We start from the raw sequence: 17363 nt of genomic DNA on the forward strand, positions 1-17363 counted from the left end.
CCAGTGCTGTGGCGCCGGCCCCCGGCGTCACCCGTAGCGAGGTGACGGCATGAGCACCCACACCGAGCACCAGGCCCAGCAGGGCCCGGAGCCGCTCGACGTGAACGACCCCCGGCTCTCCCGGTTCGACATCGTCCAGGAGGGCGCGCGGCGGGACGACATCGAGATCGTCCACTACGAGCCGCAGGTGGTCCCGGGCAGCAAGGCCGAGCGCCGGCTGACCCGCACGGTCGCCCTGATGTTCCTGCTGACCGGCGTCTTCGCGACGGCCTTCCTGGTGGTCTACATCTGGTGGCCGTGGCAGTGGGAGCCGGGTACCGGCGGCGACAAGCTCTACACGCCGCTGCTCGGCCTGACCCTCGGCCTCGCGCTGCTGGGCATCGGCTTCGGCATCCTGACCTGGGGCAAGAAGCTGCTGCCCAAGGAGGTCTCGATCCAGGACCGGCACGACCAGGCCGACGACCCGGAGGGTCGCAAGATCACCGGCGAGACCATGCTCTACCTGGCCGACGAGATGGGCGTACGCCGCCGGCCGCTGCTGGGCATCTCGCTGCTCGCCGGCCTGGCGCCGGTGGGCGCGGTGGCCGCGGCACCGCTGATCGGTGGCCTGATCGAGCAGCCGCACAAGAACAACCAGATGTTCACCACCGGCTTCCAGCCGGGCGAGGGCGGCAAGAAGATCCGGCTGATCCGTGAGGACGGCCGCCCGATCCGCCCGGCCGACGTCAGCGTCGGCGGCCAGCTGACCGTGTTCCCAGGCATCGACGGCGGCGTGAGCAACCTGCACGCCGACTCGCCCACCCTGCTCATCCACCTGCGGGAGGACGACGCGCAGAAGTCGCGCGCCGCGAACGAGCGCAAGGGCCACGGCGACTACATGTGGGGCAACTACGTCGCGTTCTCCAAGATCTGCACGCACGCGGGCTGCCCGGCCAGCCTCTACGAGCAGCAGACCAACCGCCTGCTCTGCCCCTGCCACCAGTCGCAGTTCCTCATCACCGACAACGCCAAGCCGATCTTCGGCCCGGCGAACCGGCCGCTTCCGCAGCTGCCGATCGAGGTGGACGAGGAGGGCTTCTTCGTGGCGAAGTCCGACTACACCGAGACCATCGGTCCCGACTTCTGGGAGCGGCCATGAAGCGCCGAAAGTTTGATGCGGCCGCGCTGCCGGCCAAGAGCGCGCGGGCGGTGGACGACCGCTTCCAGGTGGCCACGCCCCTGCGCAAGCTGCTGAACAAGGTCTTCCCCGACCACTGGTCCTTCCTGCTCGGCGAGATCGCGCTGTTCTCGTTCATCGTCCTGCTGCTCACCGGCGTCTTCCTGACGTTCTTCTTCGAGCCGGCTATGACCGAGGTCATCTACAACGGCAGCTACGCGCCGCTGCGGGGCACCCCGATGTCGGCCGCCTACGCCTCCAGCCTGGACATCTCGTTCGATGTCCGGGGTGGTCTGATCATGCGGCAGATGCACCACTGGTCGGCCCTGCTGTTCATGGCCGCCATCGTGGTCCACATGCTGCGGGTCTTCTTCACCGGCGCGTTCCGCAAGCCGCGTGAGACCAACTGGATCATCGGCTCGCTGCTGTTCTGGGTCGGCTTCCTGGCCGGCTTCACCGGCTACTCGCTGCCGGACGACGGCCTGTCCGGCACCGGTCTGCGGATCGCCTCCGCGATCATCCTGTCGATCCCGGTGATCGGCTCCTGGGTCAGCTCGTCGATCTTCGGCGGGGAGTTCCCCGGCACCATCATCATCAGCCGCTTCTTCATCGCCCACGTGCTGCTCGTCCCGGGTCTGCTGGTGGCGCTGATCAGCGTGCACCTCGGCCTGGTGTTCAAGCAGAAGCACACCCAGTGGCCCGGCCCCGGCCGGACCAACTCCAACGTGGTCGGCGAGCGGATGTTCCCGCGCTACGCGCTCAAGCAGGGCGGCTTCTTCATGGTCGTCTTCGGCGTGATCGCGCTGATGGGTGGCCTGTTCCAGATCAACCCGATCTGGCTGTTCGGCCCGTACGAGGCGTGGGTGGTCTCGGCCGCCAGCCAGCCCGACTGGTACGTCATGTTCCTCGACGGCTCGACCCGGCTCATGCCGGGCTGGGAGATCCACATCCCGATCGGCAACGGGTACGTCATCCCACCGTTGTTCTGGCCGACTGTGGTGCTACCCGGAATCCTGGTCGGCCTGTCGACGATGTATCCGTTCCTGGAGGCGCGCCGCCTCAAGGACTACAAGCACCACAACCTGCTCCAGCGGCCCCGGGACGTTCCGGCCCGGACCGCCGTGGGCGCCATGGCGCTCGCCTTCTACATCGTGCTGACCCTCTCCGGCGCCAACGACGTCATCGCGGACAAGTTCCACATCAGCCTGAACGCGATGACCTGGGCCGGCCGGATCGGCCTGCTGATCCTGCCGCCGATCGCGTACTACGTCACGTACCGGATCTGCCTGGGTCTGCAGCAGCACGACCGGGAGGTGCTGGCGCACGGCGTGGAGACCGGCATCATCAAGCGGCTGCCCGACGGCCGGTTCGTCGAGGTCCACCAGCCGCTCACCTCGGCCGACGGCCACGACGGTCACCCGCCGGCGCTGGACTACGTCGGCTGGGTGGTGCCGAAGAAGATGAACCGGCTCGGTGCCCTCGGCCCGGCGATCCGGGGCTTCTTCTACCCGATCGAGAAGCCGGCCGAGGCGCCGGTCTCGCCGGGGCACCCGCCGGTCGAGGCCCGGCCGGAGCGGGAGGAGATCGGCAGCGGCGAGAGCCGTCGCTGACCTCCCCGTACGACTGACAGTGGCGCCCGCCGGATCATCCGGCGGGCGCCACTGCCGTTTCCGCCCGGTCGTCCCGTTCCCTCCCGCGCACGCCGGGAGGCCGGTGCGCGGACGGCCGTCGCCCCCGACACGGACGGGTGGAATCGCAGGAATAACCCCGGTCAGCCGGGTATCCGTGCGGTCCGACGTCTCATGGGGGAGGAACGAATGTTGGGAATCAAACGCCTGGGCCTGCTGGCCGCGCTGGTGGTCGTGGGGCTGGCGCCCGCCGCCGCGTCGCAGGCTGCGGCGCAGCCGTCGACGCAGGACACGCAGTACCTGCAGGCGGTGCACCAGGTCAACCTGTTCGAGATCACCGCCGGTAACCTGGCCCAGCAGAAGGGTCAGAACCAGCAGGTCAAGGACCTGGGCAAGATGTTCGTGACGGACCACACCCAGCTGGACCAGACGGTGCAGTCGACCGCGCAGCAGCTCAACGTGCAGTTGCCGGCCGACCCGACCGCCGACCAGCAGAAGGTCCTGGACAAGCTGAACAACCTCAGCGGGGCCGAGTTCGACAAGGCGTGGGTGACCGCGCAGCTCGCCGGCCACGTCCAGGCGATCCAGGCCACCCAGACCGAGATCTCGCAGGGCTCGGAGCAGTCGGTGGTGCAGATCGCGCAGGACGCGCTGCCGGTCCTCCAGGCGCACTACGACGCGCTCGTGGCCCTGGCCCAGACCTTGGGCGTCCCGGTTCCGCAGACCAGCGCCAGCGGCACGCCCAGCCCGGGCGGCACCACGTCCCCGGGTGGCACCGAGTCGCCGGCTCCGGGCGGCACCGAGACCGAGGAGCCCGCTCCGGGCACCACGGAGACCCCGGTGCCCAGCCAGAGCTGACGTACCGCACGGTCCACGGTGGCCGGTCCGCCCGCGAGGGTGGGCCGGTCACCGGCTCGTGTCAGTCGGCGTTCGCCAGCCCGATCGCGAACGCCTCCTCCAGGTCGTGCTGGGAGTAGGCGCGGAACGCGATGTGCGACTCGGTGTTCAGCACGCCCGGCACCTTCGAGATGCTGCCGGCGATGACCTGGGCGATCTGCTCGAACTCCCGGACCCGGACCATGGCGATCAGGTCGACGTGCCCCGCCACCGAGTAGACCTCGCTGACGCCGGGCAGGTTGGCCAGGGTCTCGGCCACCTCGGGGATGGAGTCGGTGGCGCAGTCGATCAGCACGATCGCGGTGATCACGGGACGGTTCTCCGTTCGTCGGCGACGAGGCCCATGCTAGAGCCCGCGCCCCTCACCGCGCCGCCGGGACGGTCAGGTCGTCACCGGCCCGGATCACCTCGCGCAGGCGTTCCCCGGCCGCGACGCTCGCGCCGGGCCACACCACCGACCGGTCCACGTCGCCGTGCACCAGCGCCCCGGCGCCGACCACCGAGCCGGTGACCCGGCCGGTCACCGTCGCCGCCGGGTCCACCAGCCCGTCCGGGCCGGCCGCGTGCAGGTTGGCGGCCAGGTAGTCGGCCGGGGTGCCGGTGTCGTAGAACGTGCCTCGGTAGGGCACGACGGTGAGCGCCCCGGCGGCCTCCGCGGGCCGCCACACCGCCCGGACCAGGTCGCCGAACGTGGCCGGCAGGTCGCGGACCAGCCGCCACGGCAGCAGCGAGAAACCCACGAACTCGTGGCCGTCGAAGGTTCCGGGGGCGTGCGGGTCGTCGGCGGGCCGGCCGAGCAGGCGTACGCCGTGCCCGTCCCACCCGTCCAGCAGCGCGGCGATGTCCGGGCCGGGCGGGGCCTGCGGGTCGGACAGGTACGCGTCGGCGTTGCCGACCAGCACGCCCCGGCCGTCGATCCAGTCCCGCAGCCGGCCCACGCCCCCGGCGGTGCCCAGCGGGGCGTCCGGCTCGACCGACAGGTGGGCCCGTCCGCCGACCCGCGCGACCACCTGGTCGCCCAGGTAGCAGGCGTTCACCGCGACCCGCTCCGGGCCGGTCAGACCCAGCCCGGCCAGCCGGGCCAGCGCCCGGTCCAGCAACGGGACGTTCCCGACCGGGCAGAGCGCCTTGGGTACCCGCTCGGTGAGCGGGCGCAGCCGGGTGCCCTCACCCGCTGCAAGCACCACCGCGCACACCTCGACCCCCGGTGCCGCGGTGCCCGCGTACGGGGTGCTCACGCGGCCGGTGGGTGTTCGCCGGCGCGCGGGCCGATGCCGTAGTAGCCGAGCAGGTTGGCGGTGGCGCGGCTGAGCCGGGGCAGGTCGTCGAGCGGATGGAAGGCGGCCTCGAACACCTCGGCGCCGTCCACCTTCAGCTCGGTGGTCGACGCCGGCACCTCGGCCTCGAAGACGACGTCGACCCAGCCCTTGGCGTGCACCACCGCGTTCGGCACCGCCGGGCGCAGCGCGTCGGGGGACAGGCGGACGCCTGATTCCTCGTACAGCTCGCGGGCGGCGCCCACCACCGGGGCCTCGCCGCGTTGCAGCAGCCCGGCCGGGAGCGTCCAGCTGTAGCCGGGCGGCTGGCGCAGCAGCAGGATCCGGCCCGCGCCGGTGGCCTCCGTGTCCTTGACCAGCGTGACCGCGCCGACGACGTACTTCGGTACGGCCAGCCGGACCAGCCGCCGCCGCAGCGGGACCGGAAGCCGGTAGAAGATCTGGTAGCCGAGGGCCCGTCCGGTGGCACGCGCGCGGGGGATCATGTCGTCCAGGCTAGTGGTCCCGGCGCGGACCGGCTCCGTCTACTGCCTGTGGTCGACCAGATCGATCAACTGCTGGACCACCGTGTCCGGCTCGACGGTGCGGTCGAAGACCGCCACCAGCAGCGTCTCCAGGTCGGGGTAGCCCAGTTCCTCGGACAGCCGCAGCAGCGGCAGGTCGCTGGCCAGGCCCCGGTTGTGCTTGCGCAACGCCAGGCCGATCGAGGCCCGGCCGAGCCGGACCTTGTCGGCGATCGAGATGCCCGGCTCGGTGTGCTCGGCGAACCAGCGGTTGATCTGCATCTGGGCGTGCGGGGACTTCACGAAGCCCAGCCACTCCCGGCGCGGGCCGCGCGGGGCCACGTCCGCCTCGAAGCCGCTCTCCGCGTCGTTCTCGGTGAAGATCTCCACCACGTCGCCCTCCTCCAGTTCCGAGGAGAGCGGTGCCAGCCGGCCGTTGATCCGGGCGGCCAGGCAGTGGTCGCCGCGCTCGGTGCCCAGCTCGTACGCGAGGTCGACCGGCGTGGCCCCGGCCGGCAGCACGACCTGCCGCCCGTCGGCCACCACCTGGATCTGCGCCTCGGACAGGTCGCAGCGCAGCGACTCCATGAACTGGGTCGGGTCGACCGTCTCCTGCTCCCAGTCGAGCACCCGGCGCAGCCAGGCCAGCTCGTCCGCCCGGTCGGCGCCCCGGCCCGCGGCCCGGGGGAACCGGTAGTGGGCGGCTACGCCGTACTCCGCGGAGCGGTGCATCTCGGTGGTGCGGATCAGCACCTCGACGGTGCGGTCCTGCGGGCCGCAGACACTCGTGTGCAGGGATCGGTAGAGGTTGTTCTTCGGGGAGGCGATGAAGTCCTTGAACCGGCCCGGCACCGGCCGCCACAGCCCGTGCACGGCGCCCAGAGCGGCGTAACAGTCGGTCGCCGGACCGTCCACCACGATCGCGATGCGGGGCAGGTCGAACGGGGCGGCGTGGTCGCCGGCGACGGTGTCCTTCCAGATCGAGTAGAGGTGCCGGGGGCGGGGGGAGACGTCGGCGTCGACCCGGTTGCGGCGCAACGCCGCCCGGGTGCGCGCCACCACGTCGGCCAGGTAGGCGTCCCAGCCGGGCCGGTCGTGCACGAACCGGGCGATCCGCGCGTGCTCCTCCGGCCGCAGGTGCAGCAGCACCACGTCGTCCAGTTCGCGTTTGAGGGTCTGGATGCCCAGCCGGTCGCAGAGCGGGACCAGCACCTCCTGGGTCTTGCGGGCGATCCGCTCCCGGGAGGCGGCCGAGCGTACGCCGAGCGTCCGCATGTTGTGCAGCCGGTCCGCCAGCTTGATCACCAGCACCCGGACGTCCTTGCCGGCCGCCACGATCATCTTGCGGACGGTCTCCGCCTCGGCGGCCTTGCCGTAGAACGCCTTGTCGAACTTGGTCACGCCGTCGACCAGGTGGGCGACCTCGCGGCCGAAGTCCTCCTGGAGCGCCTGGAGCGTGTAGCGGGTGTCCTCCACCGTGTCGTGCAGCAGCGCGGCGACCAGCGTGATGGTGTCCATGCCGAGGTCGGCGCAGATCTGCGCCACCGCCAGCGGGTGGGTGATGTACGGCTCGCCGCTCTTGCGGAACTGGCCGCGGTGCATGTTCTCGGCGATCGTGTAGGCCCGGCGCAGTACCGAGGCGTCGGCGCTCGCGTGGATGCCGCGATGGGCGCGGACCAGTGTGGTGACCGGGTCGCCGTCGGCAGTGGGCCAGGTGAGCAGGGAACGCAGGCGGCGGGTGAGCGGTAGTTCGCCCTGGGCAGGGAGCGCGCCACCCAGGGCGGCGCCGTGTCCGGCGTCGACGTCCACCTGGGACACCTCCTCACCCCGGCCCTCGGCCACCGGGGACCGGCGGCCGGGAGCAGAGCCCGCGAATCGGGCAGGTCTGCACTCCTTTAACAGACTAAGGGAGTCGAGGTAGTCCGATCGGTCAGTTGGTCATGAGCGTTCGGTCGAGAGTTTGGCGGATCCGCCGTTCTCCGCCTTCGTCAGCAGGTCGCGGAAACGCCCCGCGCCGGCCACCGGCGAGGCCCACCCGTCTGTCGTCTCGACCAGCCGGGTCTCCGGTCGTTCCAACCAGGACAGGATCCGCTCGGTCTCCTCGGCGGTGGCGGCCGGCACCGGGCCGTGCCCGGGCAGCACCGTCTCGGCGGTGGCCCGGATCGCCGCGATCGTGGGTCGCGGATGGACACCCGGCGGGGACACCCCGGCCCCGGCGAGCCGGCCGTGCCGCACCAGCGCCAGCTCCCAGCCACCCCGGGCGGCCGGGCGGGCGGCGGCCAGCTCGGCGATGCCGGTCAACGCGGCCAGCCGCTGCATCCGGACCGCCGCGCGCAGCACCGCCACCAGCCGGCCGCGCACCACCGCCGCCTCCTCGTACCGCCGGGCGGCCGACAGCACCTCGATGCGGGCGAGCAGCGCGTCCACCACCACACCGGGGTCGTCGCTGGTGGCGGTGCGGAACGGGGTCGCCGCCGCGTCGTCGTACTCCTCGGGGGTGATCCGGTGCTCGCAGGGCGCCGGGCAGCGACCCAGCTCGGCCAGCGCGCAGGCCGGCATGGTGGTGCGCCGGGAGAGCCGGTGCGTGCACTGCCGCAGCGGCACCGCGTCGTGGAAGCCGGCGGCGGCCAGCTCCGCCGCCTGCCGGGACCGGAACGGCCCCAGGTAGGCGGTGTCGGTGGGCGCGATGTCGCGCACGATCGACAACCGGGGGTACGCCTCGTCGGTGAGCTTCAGCCACACCTGGCGCTCCGGATACTTCGACCGGCGGTTGTACGGCGGCGCGTGCGCCGCGATCAGCCGCAGCTCGCGGACCTCGGCCTCCAGCGAGTGGGCGCACTCGACCGCCTCCACCCGCTCGGCGGCGGCGAGCATCTCGGAGATCCGGGCCCGCTTCTCCGCGGCGGTGAAGTAGCTGCGGACCCGGGTGGCGATGTCACCGGACGTGCCGACGTAGAGCGGCCGGTCGTCGGCGGCCCGGAAGATGTAGACGCCCGGCACCTTCGGCAGCCCGTCGGCGAGGTGCCGCTTGCGGCGCTGGGTGGGGGTGACCGCGCGGGCGAACTCGATCGCCTCGCCGACCGTGCCGACCCGGTGCCCACCGAGGCGGCCGATCAGCCCGTGCAGCACGTCGACGGTGGCCTTGGCGTCGTCGAGCGCCCGGTGGGTGGGCTGGGTCGCGGTGCGGAAGTAGGCGGCGAGCGTGCCCAGCTTGCGGTTGGGCACCTCGTCGCGGGTGAGCACCCGCCGGGCCAGCGCGGCCGTGTCCAGCACGCGGGGGTTGGGCCAGCGGTAGCCGTGCTTCGCGCAGGCCGCCTTGAGGAAGCCCACGTCGTACGGCGCGTTGTGGGCGACGAGCACGGCGTCGCTGATGAACTCCAGGAAGCTCGGGAGCACCTGCTCGATCGGCGGGGCGGGCAGCAGCATGGCCTGGGTGATGCCGGTGAGCACGGTGATGAACGGCGGGATCGGCACGCCCGGGTTGACGAGCGTGGCGAGCACGCCCAGCTCCTCGCCGCCGCGCACCTTCACCGCGCCGATCTCGGTGATCCCGCCGCCGTCCGGAGCGCCGCCGGTGGTCTCCAGGTCGACCACCACGAAGGTGGTCGCGTAGAGCGGCAGCGCCGGGTCGACGCCGCTGCCCGCCGGGTCCAGGCCGGCCAGCGACTCCTGGACGTACTCCGCTCGTGTCACCCGCGGGACGCTAGCGGCACGGTCCGACACTCCCGTCACTGCGGCCCCAGGAGATACCACGGGGGTACGATGAGAGATCGGCTCACTCACCGGGCGGTGGGCCCGTTCGGGGTGGGAGACTTGCCTCATGCCCCTCAGCGAGCCGTACGACGACCACTCCTCCGTGGAGGAGCCGGTGGTCGGCGTGCCCGCCGATGAGGACGCGCCACCGGCGATCGAGCCCGAGCCGGTGCTGCCCGAGCCGGTCCGGCAACGGATCGTCACGCTGACCGCCGCCGTGCTGCCCGGCCTGCCCGCCGACGAGGTGCCGGTGCCGCTGCGGCGGGTCGCCAAGTTCGCCCCCAACCGTCGTGCCCGCCTCGGCGCGCCCGCGATCGCCGCCCAGCTCACCGCCGACCCGCTGTTCCGGCAGCGGATCACCGCCCGGGTGCTCGCCGACGCCGGCGACCTCGGTGCGGCGGTGGTCGACGGCACCGCACCGGCCGCCGCCGACCCGGTCGAGGTGGCCGCCCTGGCCTACCTGGCCCGGCCCCGCGGCTGGCGGGACCTGATCGAGGCCAGCGGCGAGGCGGTACGCGCCGAGGCGGACAGCGCGGTCGTGGCCGAACTGGTCCGCGAGGCCGAACAGCGGGCCGCCCGCGCCGAGCACGACCGCGCGGTGGCCCGGGTCGAGGCGGAGAAGCTGCGCGACGAGCTGGCCCGGGTCCGGGAGGAGCTGGGTCAGCTCCGCGAGGAGGCCCGCCAGCTGACCCGTACCCTGCGGGAGACCCAGGCCCGCGAGCGCAAGGCCACCGAGATGCTCGCCACCGAGCGGGGACGGGCGGCCCGTGCCGCCGCCGACGCGGACGCCGAGCTGCGCCGCGCCCGGGCCCGGCTGGCCGAGGCGGAGGCCGCCGCAGGCGTGGCCCGGGCCAGCGCCAAGGAGGCCCGCTCGGTCGACGACGCGCGGCTGTGGCTGCTGCTGGAGACGATCGGCCAGGCCGCCGTGGGGCTGCGCCGCGAGCTGGCGCTCGACCCGGTGGACAAGCTCCCCGCCGACTTCGTCGCCGACGCGTTCGCCGAGCAGCCGGGTGCCGCCCAGGCCGGCCCGTCGACGCGGGCCCGTGACACCGACGACCCGGCCCGCCTCGACCAGTTGCTCGCGCTGCCGCGGGCGCACCTCGTCGTGGACGGCTACAACGTGACGAAGCGAGGCTTCGGCGAGATGTCGCTGGAGCAGCAGCGCAAGCGGCTGATCACCGGGCTGGGCGGGATCGCCGCGCAGACCGGGGACGAGGTCACAGTCGTGTTCGACGGCGCCGAGCGGATCCACGGACTGCCCCCGGCGCCGCGCGGCGTGCGGGTGCTGTTCTCCCGCAAGGGCGAGACCGCCGACGAGCTGATCCGCCGGCTGGTCCGCGCCGAGCCGGCCGGCCGGCCGGTGGTGGTGGTCTCCTCGGACCGCGAGGTCGCCGACGGGGTACGCCGGCACGGTGCGTACCCGCTGGGCGCCGACTCGCTGCTGCGGCGCCTGGCCCGGTCCTGAGCCTTCTCTCTCCCCCTTGATCGACTCCAGATCGGGGGAGTGGTGGGGTCGGACGCGTGCTGATCGCGCCACTTCGGCGTACTGGTTCTGCTTCGCGGCGGCTGCTGCCTCGTTGTCCGGTTCTGTCGTACCGGGGCGTTAGCGTCCTGGTGACCGACGGTGGTGGTTCCTTCCCCGAGCGCCACCGGCGACCCGTCAGGAGGCGTTGATGCTGATCGACTGCGACACCTGCGGCAACCGCGGCGCCGGCTGCTCCGGCTGCCTGGTGACCGCACTGCTCGACTCCGACCCGGCCGACCTGGGCCCGGCCGAGCACCGGGCGATCGAGGTGTTCGCGCGGGCCGGCTTCGAGGTGGACGTGCTGCCGTCGGCGCCCGCCGAGGCGCCGGCGCCGATGCCCCGCCGCCCCGGCCGTCGTCGCCGGGTCGCCTGACGCTGCCCGCTGCCCGCCGGCTTCCGCCTGCCGCTGAAGGAGGGCCGCCCCGGGGTGCTCGAGGCGTCCGTCGGGATCACCCCGTCCACCTTCTCGTCCCCAGCCCGGCAAGGGCCATCGATCTTGGAGTTGTGGTGCCCAGGATGTCCGGGTAGTCACGTTTGTCAGCCGCCACAACTCCGAGATCGGCGCGCGGGTGGGCTGGGGCCGCGCGCGCGGGGCGGGGCGGGCGGGACCGCGTGGCGGGCACGGCGGTCCCGCTTGCGCGGCCGGGCAATAGGATGAGCGGTCACGGCGGGAGGGGGCGGGATGACGCGGACCGGGCACGACGGCGGGATGGGGCGGTGACCCCGCGCGCCTGGGCGCTGCTGACCCTGGGCGGCCTGGTGGTCGCGCTGCTCGTGGCGGTGGTGCTGCTGGTGCCGTGGAGCCGCCCGCCGGCGCCCCGCGCCGACCAGCTCGCGGCACTGCGTGACCTCCCGGCCGAGCAGGTGACCCGGGGCCGGGCCTTCCACGGCGCGCTGCGCCCGGCGGCCTGGTCGGCGCTTGCGGTCGGGCTGGTGGTGGCGTTGCTGCTCGGGCTGACCCCGCTGGGCGGGCGCCTGGTCGAACTGGTCGGCCGGCCCTTCGGCGGGCACTGGGTCGCGCAGGCAGTGCTCGGCGGGCTGGCCGTCATGTTCCTCGCCGACCTGCTCACGCTGCCGTTCGCGGCCTGGCGCCGCACCGTGCTTGTCCGCTACGGGCTGAGCACCCAGAGCTGGGGCGGCTGGGCCGTCGACCTGCTCAAGTCGTACGCGGTCAGCGCGGTGATCGGCGCGCTGGTCCTGCTCGGCTTCTACACGGTGGTGCGGCTCGCCCCGCGCTGGTGGTGGGCGTTCGGCGCGGCCGGAGCGGCGGCCCTTGTGGTGGTGCTGTCGTTCGTGCTGCCGGTGCTGGTCGAGCCGGTGTTCAACCGGTTCACCCCGATGGAGCCGGGTCCGCTGCGCACCGAGCTGACCGCGATGGCCGCCCGGGACGGCGTGCCGGTGCGCGACGTGCTCGTCGCCGACGCGTCCCGGCGTACCAGTGCGGTGAACGCGTACGTCTCCGGGCTCGGCCCGACCCGGCGGGTGGTCGTCTACGACACGCTGCTGCGCGAGGCGGAACCGGCCGAGGTGACGAGCGTGGTCGCCCACGAGCTGGGGCACGCCAAGGACCGGGACGTGTGGACCGGCACGGTGCTCGGCGCGCTCGGCGCCGCCGCCGCCGTGGTGGCGCTCTACCTGATCGGCTCGTGGACGCCGCTGCTGCGGCTCGCCGGCGTCGACTCGATCGCCCATCCGCGGGCGTTCCCGCTGCTGATCGCGCTGGTCACGGTCGCCGGGCTGCTCGCCACCCCGGCGCAGGCGCTGGTCTCGCGCCGGATCGAGGCCCGCGCCGACGCCCACGCGCTGGCACTCACCGGCGACCCGGCGACGTTCGAGGCGATGCAGCGACGACTGGCCGGGGTCAACCTGGCCGACCCGGACCCGCCGCGCTGGGAGCGCCTCTGGTCGGCGACCCACCCGTCCACCGTGGAGCGGATGGCCGCCGCCCGCGCCTACGCCAGGGAGTCCGGCCGATGAGCCGCACCTTGCTGATCACCAACGACTTCCCGCCGCGCCCCGGCGGCATCCAGTCGTTCGTCCACAACCTCGCCGTGCGCCAGCAGCCCGGCTCGGTGGTGGTGTACGCGTCGAGCTGGCGCGGGGCGGAGAAGTTCGACGCCGACCAGCCGTTCGAGGTGGTCCGGGAGCGGACCCGGGTGCTGCTGCCCACGCCGCTGATCGCCCGGCGGGCGGCGCGGCTGGCGCGCGCGTACGACTGCGACACCGTGTGGTTCGGCGCGGCGGCCCCGCTGGGGCTGCTCGCCGCTGGCCTGCGGCGGCGGGCCGGGATCCGCCGGGCGGTGGCGCTGACCCACGGGCACGAGGTCGGCTGGGCGGCGCTCCCAGGCGCCCGGTCGGCGCTGCGCCGGATCGGGCGGGGCGTGGACGTGACCACCTACCTCGGCGAGTACACCAGGGCGCGGCTGACCCGCGTGCTGGACGGGCTGACCGAGCTGCGGCGGCTCGCGCCCGGCGTGGACGTGGACACCTACCACCCGGACGTCGACGGCGGGCGCGTCCGGTCGCGGCTCGGGCTGGCCGACCGGCCGGTGGTGGTGTGCGTGTCGCGGCTGGTGCCCCGTAAGGGCCAGGACATGCTGATCCGCGCGCTGCCGGAGATCCGCCGCCGGGTGCCCGACGCCGCGCTGCTCGTGGTGGGCGGCGGCCCGTACCGCTCGACGCTGGAGAAGCTGGCCCGGCAGACCGGGCTGGAACGCGACGTGGTCTTCACCGGCTCGGTGCCCTCGGCCGAACTGCCCGCGCACTACGCGGCCGGCGACGTCTACGCGATGCCGTGCCGCACCCGCAACCGGGGCCTGGACGTGGAGGGCCTCGGGATCGTCTACCTGGAGGCGAGCGCGACCGGGCTGCCGGTGGTGGCCGGGGACTCCGGCGGGGCCCCGGACGCGGTCCGCGAGGGGGAGACCGGGTACGTGGTCGGCGGCCGGGACGTGGCCCAGCTCGCCGACCGGGTGGCCACGCTGCTCGCCGACCGGGATCTGGCCCGGCAGTTCGGCGCGGCCGGCCGCGCCTGGGTGGAGCGGGAGTGGCGCTGGGAGACGCAGGCGCAGCGGATGGCCGCCCTGCTGGCCGGCTGACCGCATGCCAGCCGGACCAGGAGCCCGCGTGCCAGCCGGATCAGGGCACCGCGGGCCGGCCCGGTCAGGCGGCGGCCGGGTCAGGCGACGGCCGCGTCAGGAGGCCGCGTCGACGTGGGCGGGCACCCGGCCCAGGTGCGGCGCGGCCGGTCCGGGGCGGCCGAAGTGCCAGCCCTGGCCGGCGTCGCAGCCGATCGTGCGCAGCCGGTCGGCCTGGTCGGCCGTCTCCACGCCCTCGGCGGTGACCGTCAGGTCCAGCGCGTGCGCCAGCGAGACGAGCGAGGCGAGGATCCGCTCGTCGGTACGACTGCCCGGGGCGCGCAGGCCGGTCACGAACTCGCCCGCCACCTTCAGCTCGTCGACCGGCAGGTCCCGCAGGTACGCGAGGTTGCAGTAACCGGTGCCGAAGTCGTCGATGGCGACCCGGACCCCGAGGTCACCGAGCACCCGTAGCGCGCGTACCGGCTCGACCACGGTGCTCATCATGGTGCTCTCGGTGATCTCCAGTTGCAGCCGGTGCGGCGGCAGGCCGGTGCGCCCGAGCACACCGCGTACCTCGGTCACCAGGTCGGTGCGGTGCAACTGCCGTACGGCGAGGTTGACGCTGACGAACGGCGCGTCGCCGTCCACGCCGGGCCAGGTGCCCGCCTCGCGGCACGCCTCGGCCAGCACCCAGCTGCCGAGCCGGACGATCAGCCCGGTCTCCTCGGCCAGCGGGATGAAGCTGTCCGGCCGCAGCACGCCCAGTTCCGGGTGACGCCACCGCACCAGCGCCTCCATGCCGAGCACCCGCCCGTCGCGCAGCGACGTCAGCGGCTGGTAGTCGAGGTAGAACTCGCCCCGGTCCAGCGCGGCGGGGATCGCCGCGGACAGCGCGTACCGGGCCAGCTCGCGGCGGTTGCGGTCGGCGTCGAACAGCGACCAGCGGGCTCCGCCGGCGGCCTTGGCCCAGTGCAGGGTGCTGTCGGCCGCGCGCATCAGGTCCATCGGCGAGGTGCCCGCGACCGGGCGCTCCACGATGCCGATGCTCGCGGACACGGCCAGCTCGTGGCCGTCGACGAGCGCCGGCTCGCGTACCGCGGCGAGCGCCGTCTCGGCGACCTTCACCGCGTCGTCGGTGCCGGCGCTGCGCTCGACCAGGATCACGAACTCGTCGCCGCCGAGCCGGGCCACCAGGTGTTCGCCGAGCGCCCGGTGCAGGCGCTGGGCCACCGTCACCAGCAGCGAGTCGCCGATCTGGTGGCCGAGGGAGTCGTTCACGACCTTGAACCGGTCCAGGTCGAGGAAGCAGACGCCGACCCGGTCGGCGCCCCGTCCGGGCGCGGTGATCGCGGCGGTCAGCCGTTCGGTGAACAGCGTGCGGTTCGGCAGGCCGGTGAGCGGGTCGTGGGTGGCCTGGTGCCGGAACCGGGCCTCGCTGTCGCGCAGCGCCCGTTCCGCCTGCGCCCGGGCCATCATGGCGGCCCGGCGGATGGACTCCTGCTCGTCCAGCGTGCGGTCGCGCAGGGCGCGGGCGTACCCGGTGGCGACGGTGGCGAGCAGCCGCGCCATCCGGTCCTCGACGTCGTCGACGACCAGGTCGAGGTCGCGGACCAGGCGCAGCTGGATGACCTCGACGGTGCGGCCCAGCCCCTCCGCGGAGGCGATGTGCGCCTGCACCAGCTCCGCGCCGACCTGCTGGCCGATCCGCAGGTCGAACGGCTCGGCGCGCAGCGCCTGGGCCAGCCGGTCGGTGAGCCGTTGCAGCATCTCCTCCAGCTGCGACTGGGTCATCGGCAGGTAGCTGGTGCCGGACACCGCCTTGGCCCAGGCCCGGGCGAAAACGCCGGGCCTGCTGCGGGTCGCGTCGTCACCCACCGAGCCGCCCGACCCCGCCCATGAACACGGCCCGTTCGGCGTTCTCCGCCTGGTCGGGGGAGTCCGGCCGCCACTGCGGCACCCACACCACACCCGGGTCGACCAGCTCGAAGCCGTCGAACAGCGCGGTCATCTCGGCCCGGCTGCGGATCCAGAGCTGGCTGTCGGTACGCCGGTAGACCCGCTCCGCCTCGGCCCGCTCGCCGGTGCCGTCGCGGCCCTCCTCGCTGGCCTGGGAGAGCACCAGGTGGCTGCCGGGTGCCAGCGCTCCGCGCAGCGTCCGCAGGATCTCCTCGGGGCGGTCGGCGTCCGGGACGAAGTGCAGCACCGCCACGATCATCACGGCGACCGGCCGGGTGAAGTCCAGCAGCCGGGTGACCTCCGGGTGGGACAGGATCGCCTCCGGGTTGCGCAGGTCCTCCTGCAGCACTGTGGCGTTCTCGTTTCCGGCCAGGATCTCCTGGCTGTGCGCCACCGCCACCGGGTCCACGTCGACGTAGACCACGCGCGAGTCCCTGTCGATCCGCTGGGCGATCTCGTGCACGTTGCCGACGGTCGGGATGCCGGAGCCGATGTCGAGGAACTGGCGGATGCCGGCCTGGGCGAGGTACTGCACCGCCCGGCGCAGGAACGCGCGGTTGGCCTGCGCCATCAGCGGCGCCTCCGGCACCGCCTCCACCATCGCGCGGGCGGCCGCCCGGTCGGCCGCGAAGTTGTGCGAGCCGCCGAGGTAGTAGTCGTACATGCGGGCGACGCTGGGGCGCTCGATGTCGATCGTCTCGGGTGCCCAGTCCGGCCGCTGCATGTCCTGCCCCTCGGGTGTCGGCGACACGCGGTCGTCACCGCCGCGCGGATCACCCGGGTATTCTGCCCCTCCGCCGTCGCGCTGCAAAGACCGCCGTCACTGCGCGTCCGGCCGGTCACCGTCAGCGACCAGCCGGGACCGGAAACGCCGAGAGGCCCGCGTCCGTGGCGGACGGGGCCTCTTCGGCGGTACGTGTCAGAACTTCGGCGCGTCGGGGGCCTCCAGCAGCCCCAGCCGCAGCGCCGTCATCAGTGCCTGCGCCCGGTTGGCGGCGCCCAGCTTCTCGTAGAGCTTGGAGATGTGGGTCTTGGCGGTCGACTCGCTGACGAACAGCTGCTTGGCGATGCCGGCCACGCTCATGCCGTCGGCGAGCAGCCGCAGCACCTGGCCCTCACGGGGGGACAGCTGCGGACCGGACGGCGCCAGCCGGCGCTTCATCGCCTCGGCCAGGTCGGCCGCGGTGAACGCGCTGGGGGAGGAGGCGGCGTGCCGGGCGGCGGCCACCACCTCGTCGGCCGGGGCGGTCTTCGGCACGAATGCGCTCGCGCCCGCCTCCAGGGCACCGAAGAGCTGGTCGTCACCGGCGTACATGGTGAGCACGACGATGCCCATGGACGCGCTGGACTTGCGCAGGGCGCGGGTGGCCTCCAGGCCGCTGCCGTCGGGCAGGCGGAGGTCCATGATCACCACGTCGGGCTGGAGCGCGCCGGCCTGGCGCACGCCCTCCGCCGCGGTGGCCGCCTCGCCCACGACCTCGAACTGACGGTCGCGCTCGAACGCGTGACGCAGCCCCTTGCGGATGAGGTCGTGGTCGTCGACCAGGAGAACCTTGGTACGGGTGGCCGGTGTCGGACTGCTGGTCAT

At 73.6% G+C, this 17363-nt stretch carries 15 protein-coding genes; 7 read left to right on the forward strand and 8 right to left on the reverse strand.

Annotation, left to right across the window (positions count from 1 at the left end):
* Positions 1-49 precede the first annotated feature (49 nt).
* The 3 genes from IRY44_RS15835 (at position 50) to IRY44_RS15845 (ending at position 3642) form a co-directional block, all read left to right on the forward strand.
* On the forward strand, positions 50-1138 hold the full coding sequence (locus IRY44_RS15835) for a ubiquinol-cytochrome c reductase iron-sulfur subunit (RefSeq protein WP_194801161.1): 1089 nt from the start codon (positions 50-52) through the stop codon (positions 1136-1138).
* Positions 1135-2766 (forward strand): cytochrome b N-terminal domain-containing protein, encoded by a 1632-nt coding sequence (locus IRY44_RS15840; RefSeq protein ID WP_194801162.1) that lies wholly within the window; start codon positions 1135-1137, stop codon positions 2764-2766. Before IRY44_RS15835 ends, IRY44_RS15840 begins: the two co-directional genes overlap by 4 nt.
* 207 nt (positions 2767-2973) lie before the next feature.
* Positions 2974-3642, forward strand: coding sequence for a DUF4142 domain-containing protein (locus IRY44_RS15845; RefSeq protein ID WP_120568762.1), 669 nt, complete (start codon positions 2974-2976; stop codon positions 3640-3642).
* 61 nt (positions 3643-3703) lie between these two features.
* Here IRY44_RS15845 and IRY44_RS15850 read toward each other — a convergent pair whose 3' ends face one another.
* The 5 genes from IRY44_RS15850 to IRY44_RS15870 form a co-directional block, all read right to left on the reverse strand.
* Positions 3704-3991: an Lrp/AsnC family transcriptional regulator gene (locus tag IRY44_RS15850; protein ID WP_013287689.1), complete on the reverse strand. Its 288-nt coding sequence runs from the start codon at positions 3989-3991 to the stop codon at positions 3704-3706.
* A 52-nt stretch (positions 3992-4043) separates the two neighbouring features.
* The gene (locus IRY44_RS15855; RefSeq protein WP_194801163.1) at positions 4044-4919 is read right to left on the reverse strand and encodes an NTP transferase domain-containing protein; all 876 of its coding nucleotides are present in this window, start codon (positions 4917-4919) and stop codon (positions 4044-4046) included.
* Positions 4916-5443: an NUDIX hydrolase gene (locus IRY44_RS15860; RefSeq protein ID WP_194801164.1), complete on the reverse strand. Its 528-nt coding sequence runs from the start codon at positions 5441-5443 to the stop codon at positions 4916-4918. Before IRY44_RS15860 ends, IRY44_RS15855 begins: the two co-directional genes overlap by 4 nt.
* Before the next feature lie 39 nt (positions 5444-5482).
* The gene (locus IRY44_RS15865; RefSeq protein ID WP_194801296.1) at positions 5483-7270 is read right to left on the reverse strand and encodes a bifunctional (p)ppGpp synthetase/guanosine-3',5'-bis(diphosphate) 3'-pyrophosphohydrolase; all 1788 of its coding nucleotides are present in this window, start codon (positions 7268-7270) and stop codon (positions 5483-5485) included.
* A gap of 129 nt (positions 7271-7399) precedes the next feature.
* The gene (locus IRY44_RS15870) at positions 7400-9154 is read right to left on the reverse strand and encodes a DEDD exonuclease domain-containing protein (protein WP_145823167.1); all 1755 of its coding nucleotides are present in this window, start codon (positions 9152-9154) and stop codon (positions 7400-7402) included.
* 127 nt (positions 9155-9281) lie between these two features.
* On the opposite strand from IRY44_RS15870, the gene IRY44_RS15875 reads away from it, so the two are divergent.
* The 4 genes from IRY44_RS15875 to IRY44_RS15890 all read left to right on the forward strand — a co-directional run bounded on the left by IRY44_RS15875 (position 9282) and on the right by IRY44_RS15890 (position 13837).
* Entirely contained in the window at positions 9282-10679 is a 1398-nt protein-coding gene (locus IRY44_RS15875; protein WP_194801165.1) for an NYN domain-containing protein, read from the forward strand.
* Between the two features lie 208 nt (positions 10680-10887).
* Positions 10888-11112, forward strand: a complete 225-nt coding sequence (locus IRY44_RS15880; protein ID WP_194801166.1) for a hypothetical protein — start codon at positions 10888-10890, stop codon at positions 11110-11112.
* Between the two features lie 344 nt (positions 11113-11456).
* Entirely contained in the window at positions 11457-12716 is a 1260-nt protein-coding gene (locus tag IRY44_RS15885) for a M48 family metallopeptidase (protein ID WP_194801167.1), read from the forward strand.
* Positions 12713-13837, forward strand: coding sequence for a glycosyltransferase family 4 protein (locus IRY44_RS15890; protein ID WP_194801168.1), 1125 nt, complete (start codon positions 12713-12715; stop codon positions 13835-13837). The genes IRY44_RS15885 and IRY44_RS15890 overlap by 4 nt, the downstream gene beginning before the upstream one ends.
* Positions 13838-13933: 96 nt before the next feature.
* On the opposite strand, the gene IRY44_RS15895 is transcribed toward IRY44_RS15890, so the two are convergent.
* The 3 genes from IRY44_RS15895 to IRY44_RS15905 form a co-directional block, all read right to left on the reverse strand.
* Complete coding sequence (locus IRY44_RS15895) at positions 13934-15610, reverse strand: bifunctional diguanylate cyclase/phosphodiesterase (RefSeq protein ID WP_228532242.1); 1677 nt, start codon at positions 15608-15610, stop codon at positions 13934-13936.
* A gap of 76 nt (positions 15611-15686) precedes the next feature.
* Complete coding sequence (locus tag IRY44_RS15900) at positions 15687-16499, reverse strand: SAM-dependent methyltransferase (protein WP_194801297.1); 813 nt, start codon at positions 16497-16499, stop codon at positions 15687-15689.
* Positions 16500-16694: 195 nt separating this feature from the next.
* Positions 16695-17363, reverse strand: a complete 669-nt coding sequence (locus IRY44_RS15905; RefSeq protein WP_013287678.1) for a response regulator transcription factor — start codon at positions 17361-17363, stop codon at positions 16695-16697.

It is taken from the genome of Micromonospora sp. ANENR4, from assembly GCF_015354395.1.
GTDB lineage: Bacteria > Actinomycetota > Actinomycetes > Mycobacteriales > Micromonosporaceae > Micromonospora > Micromonospora aurantiaca.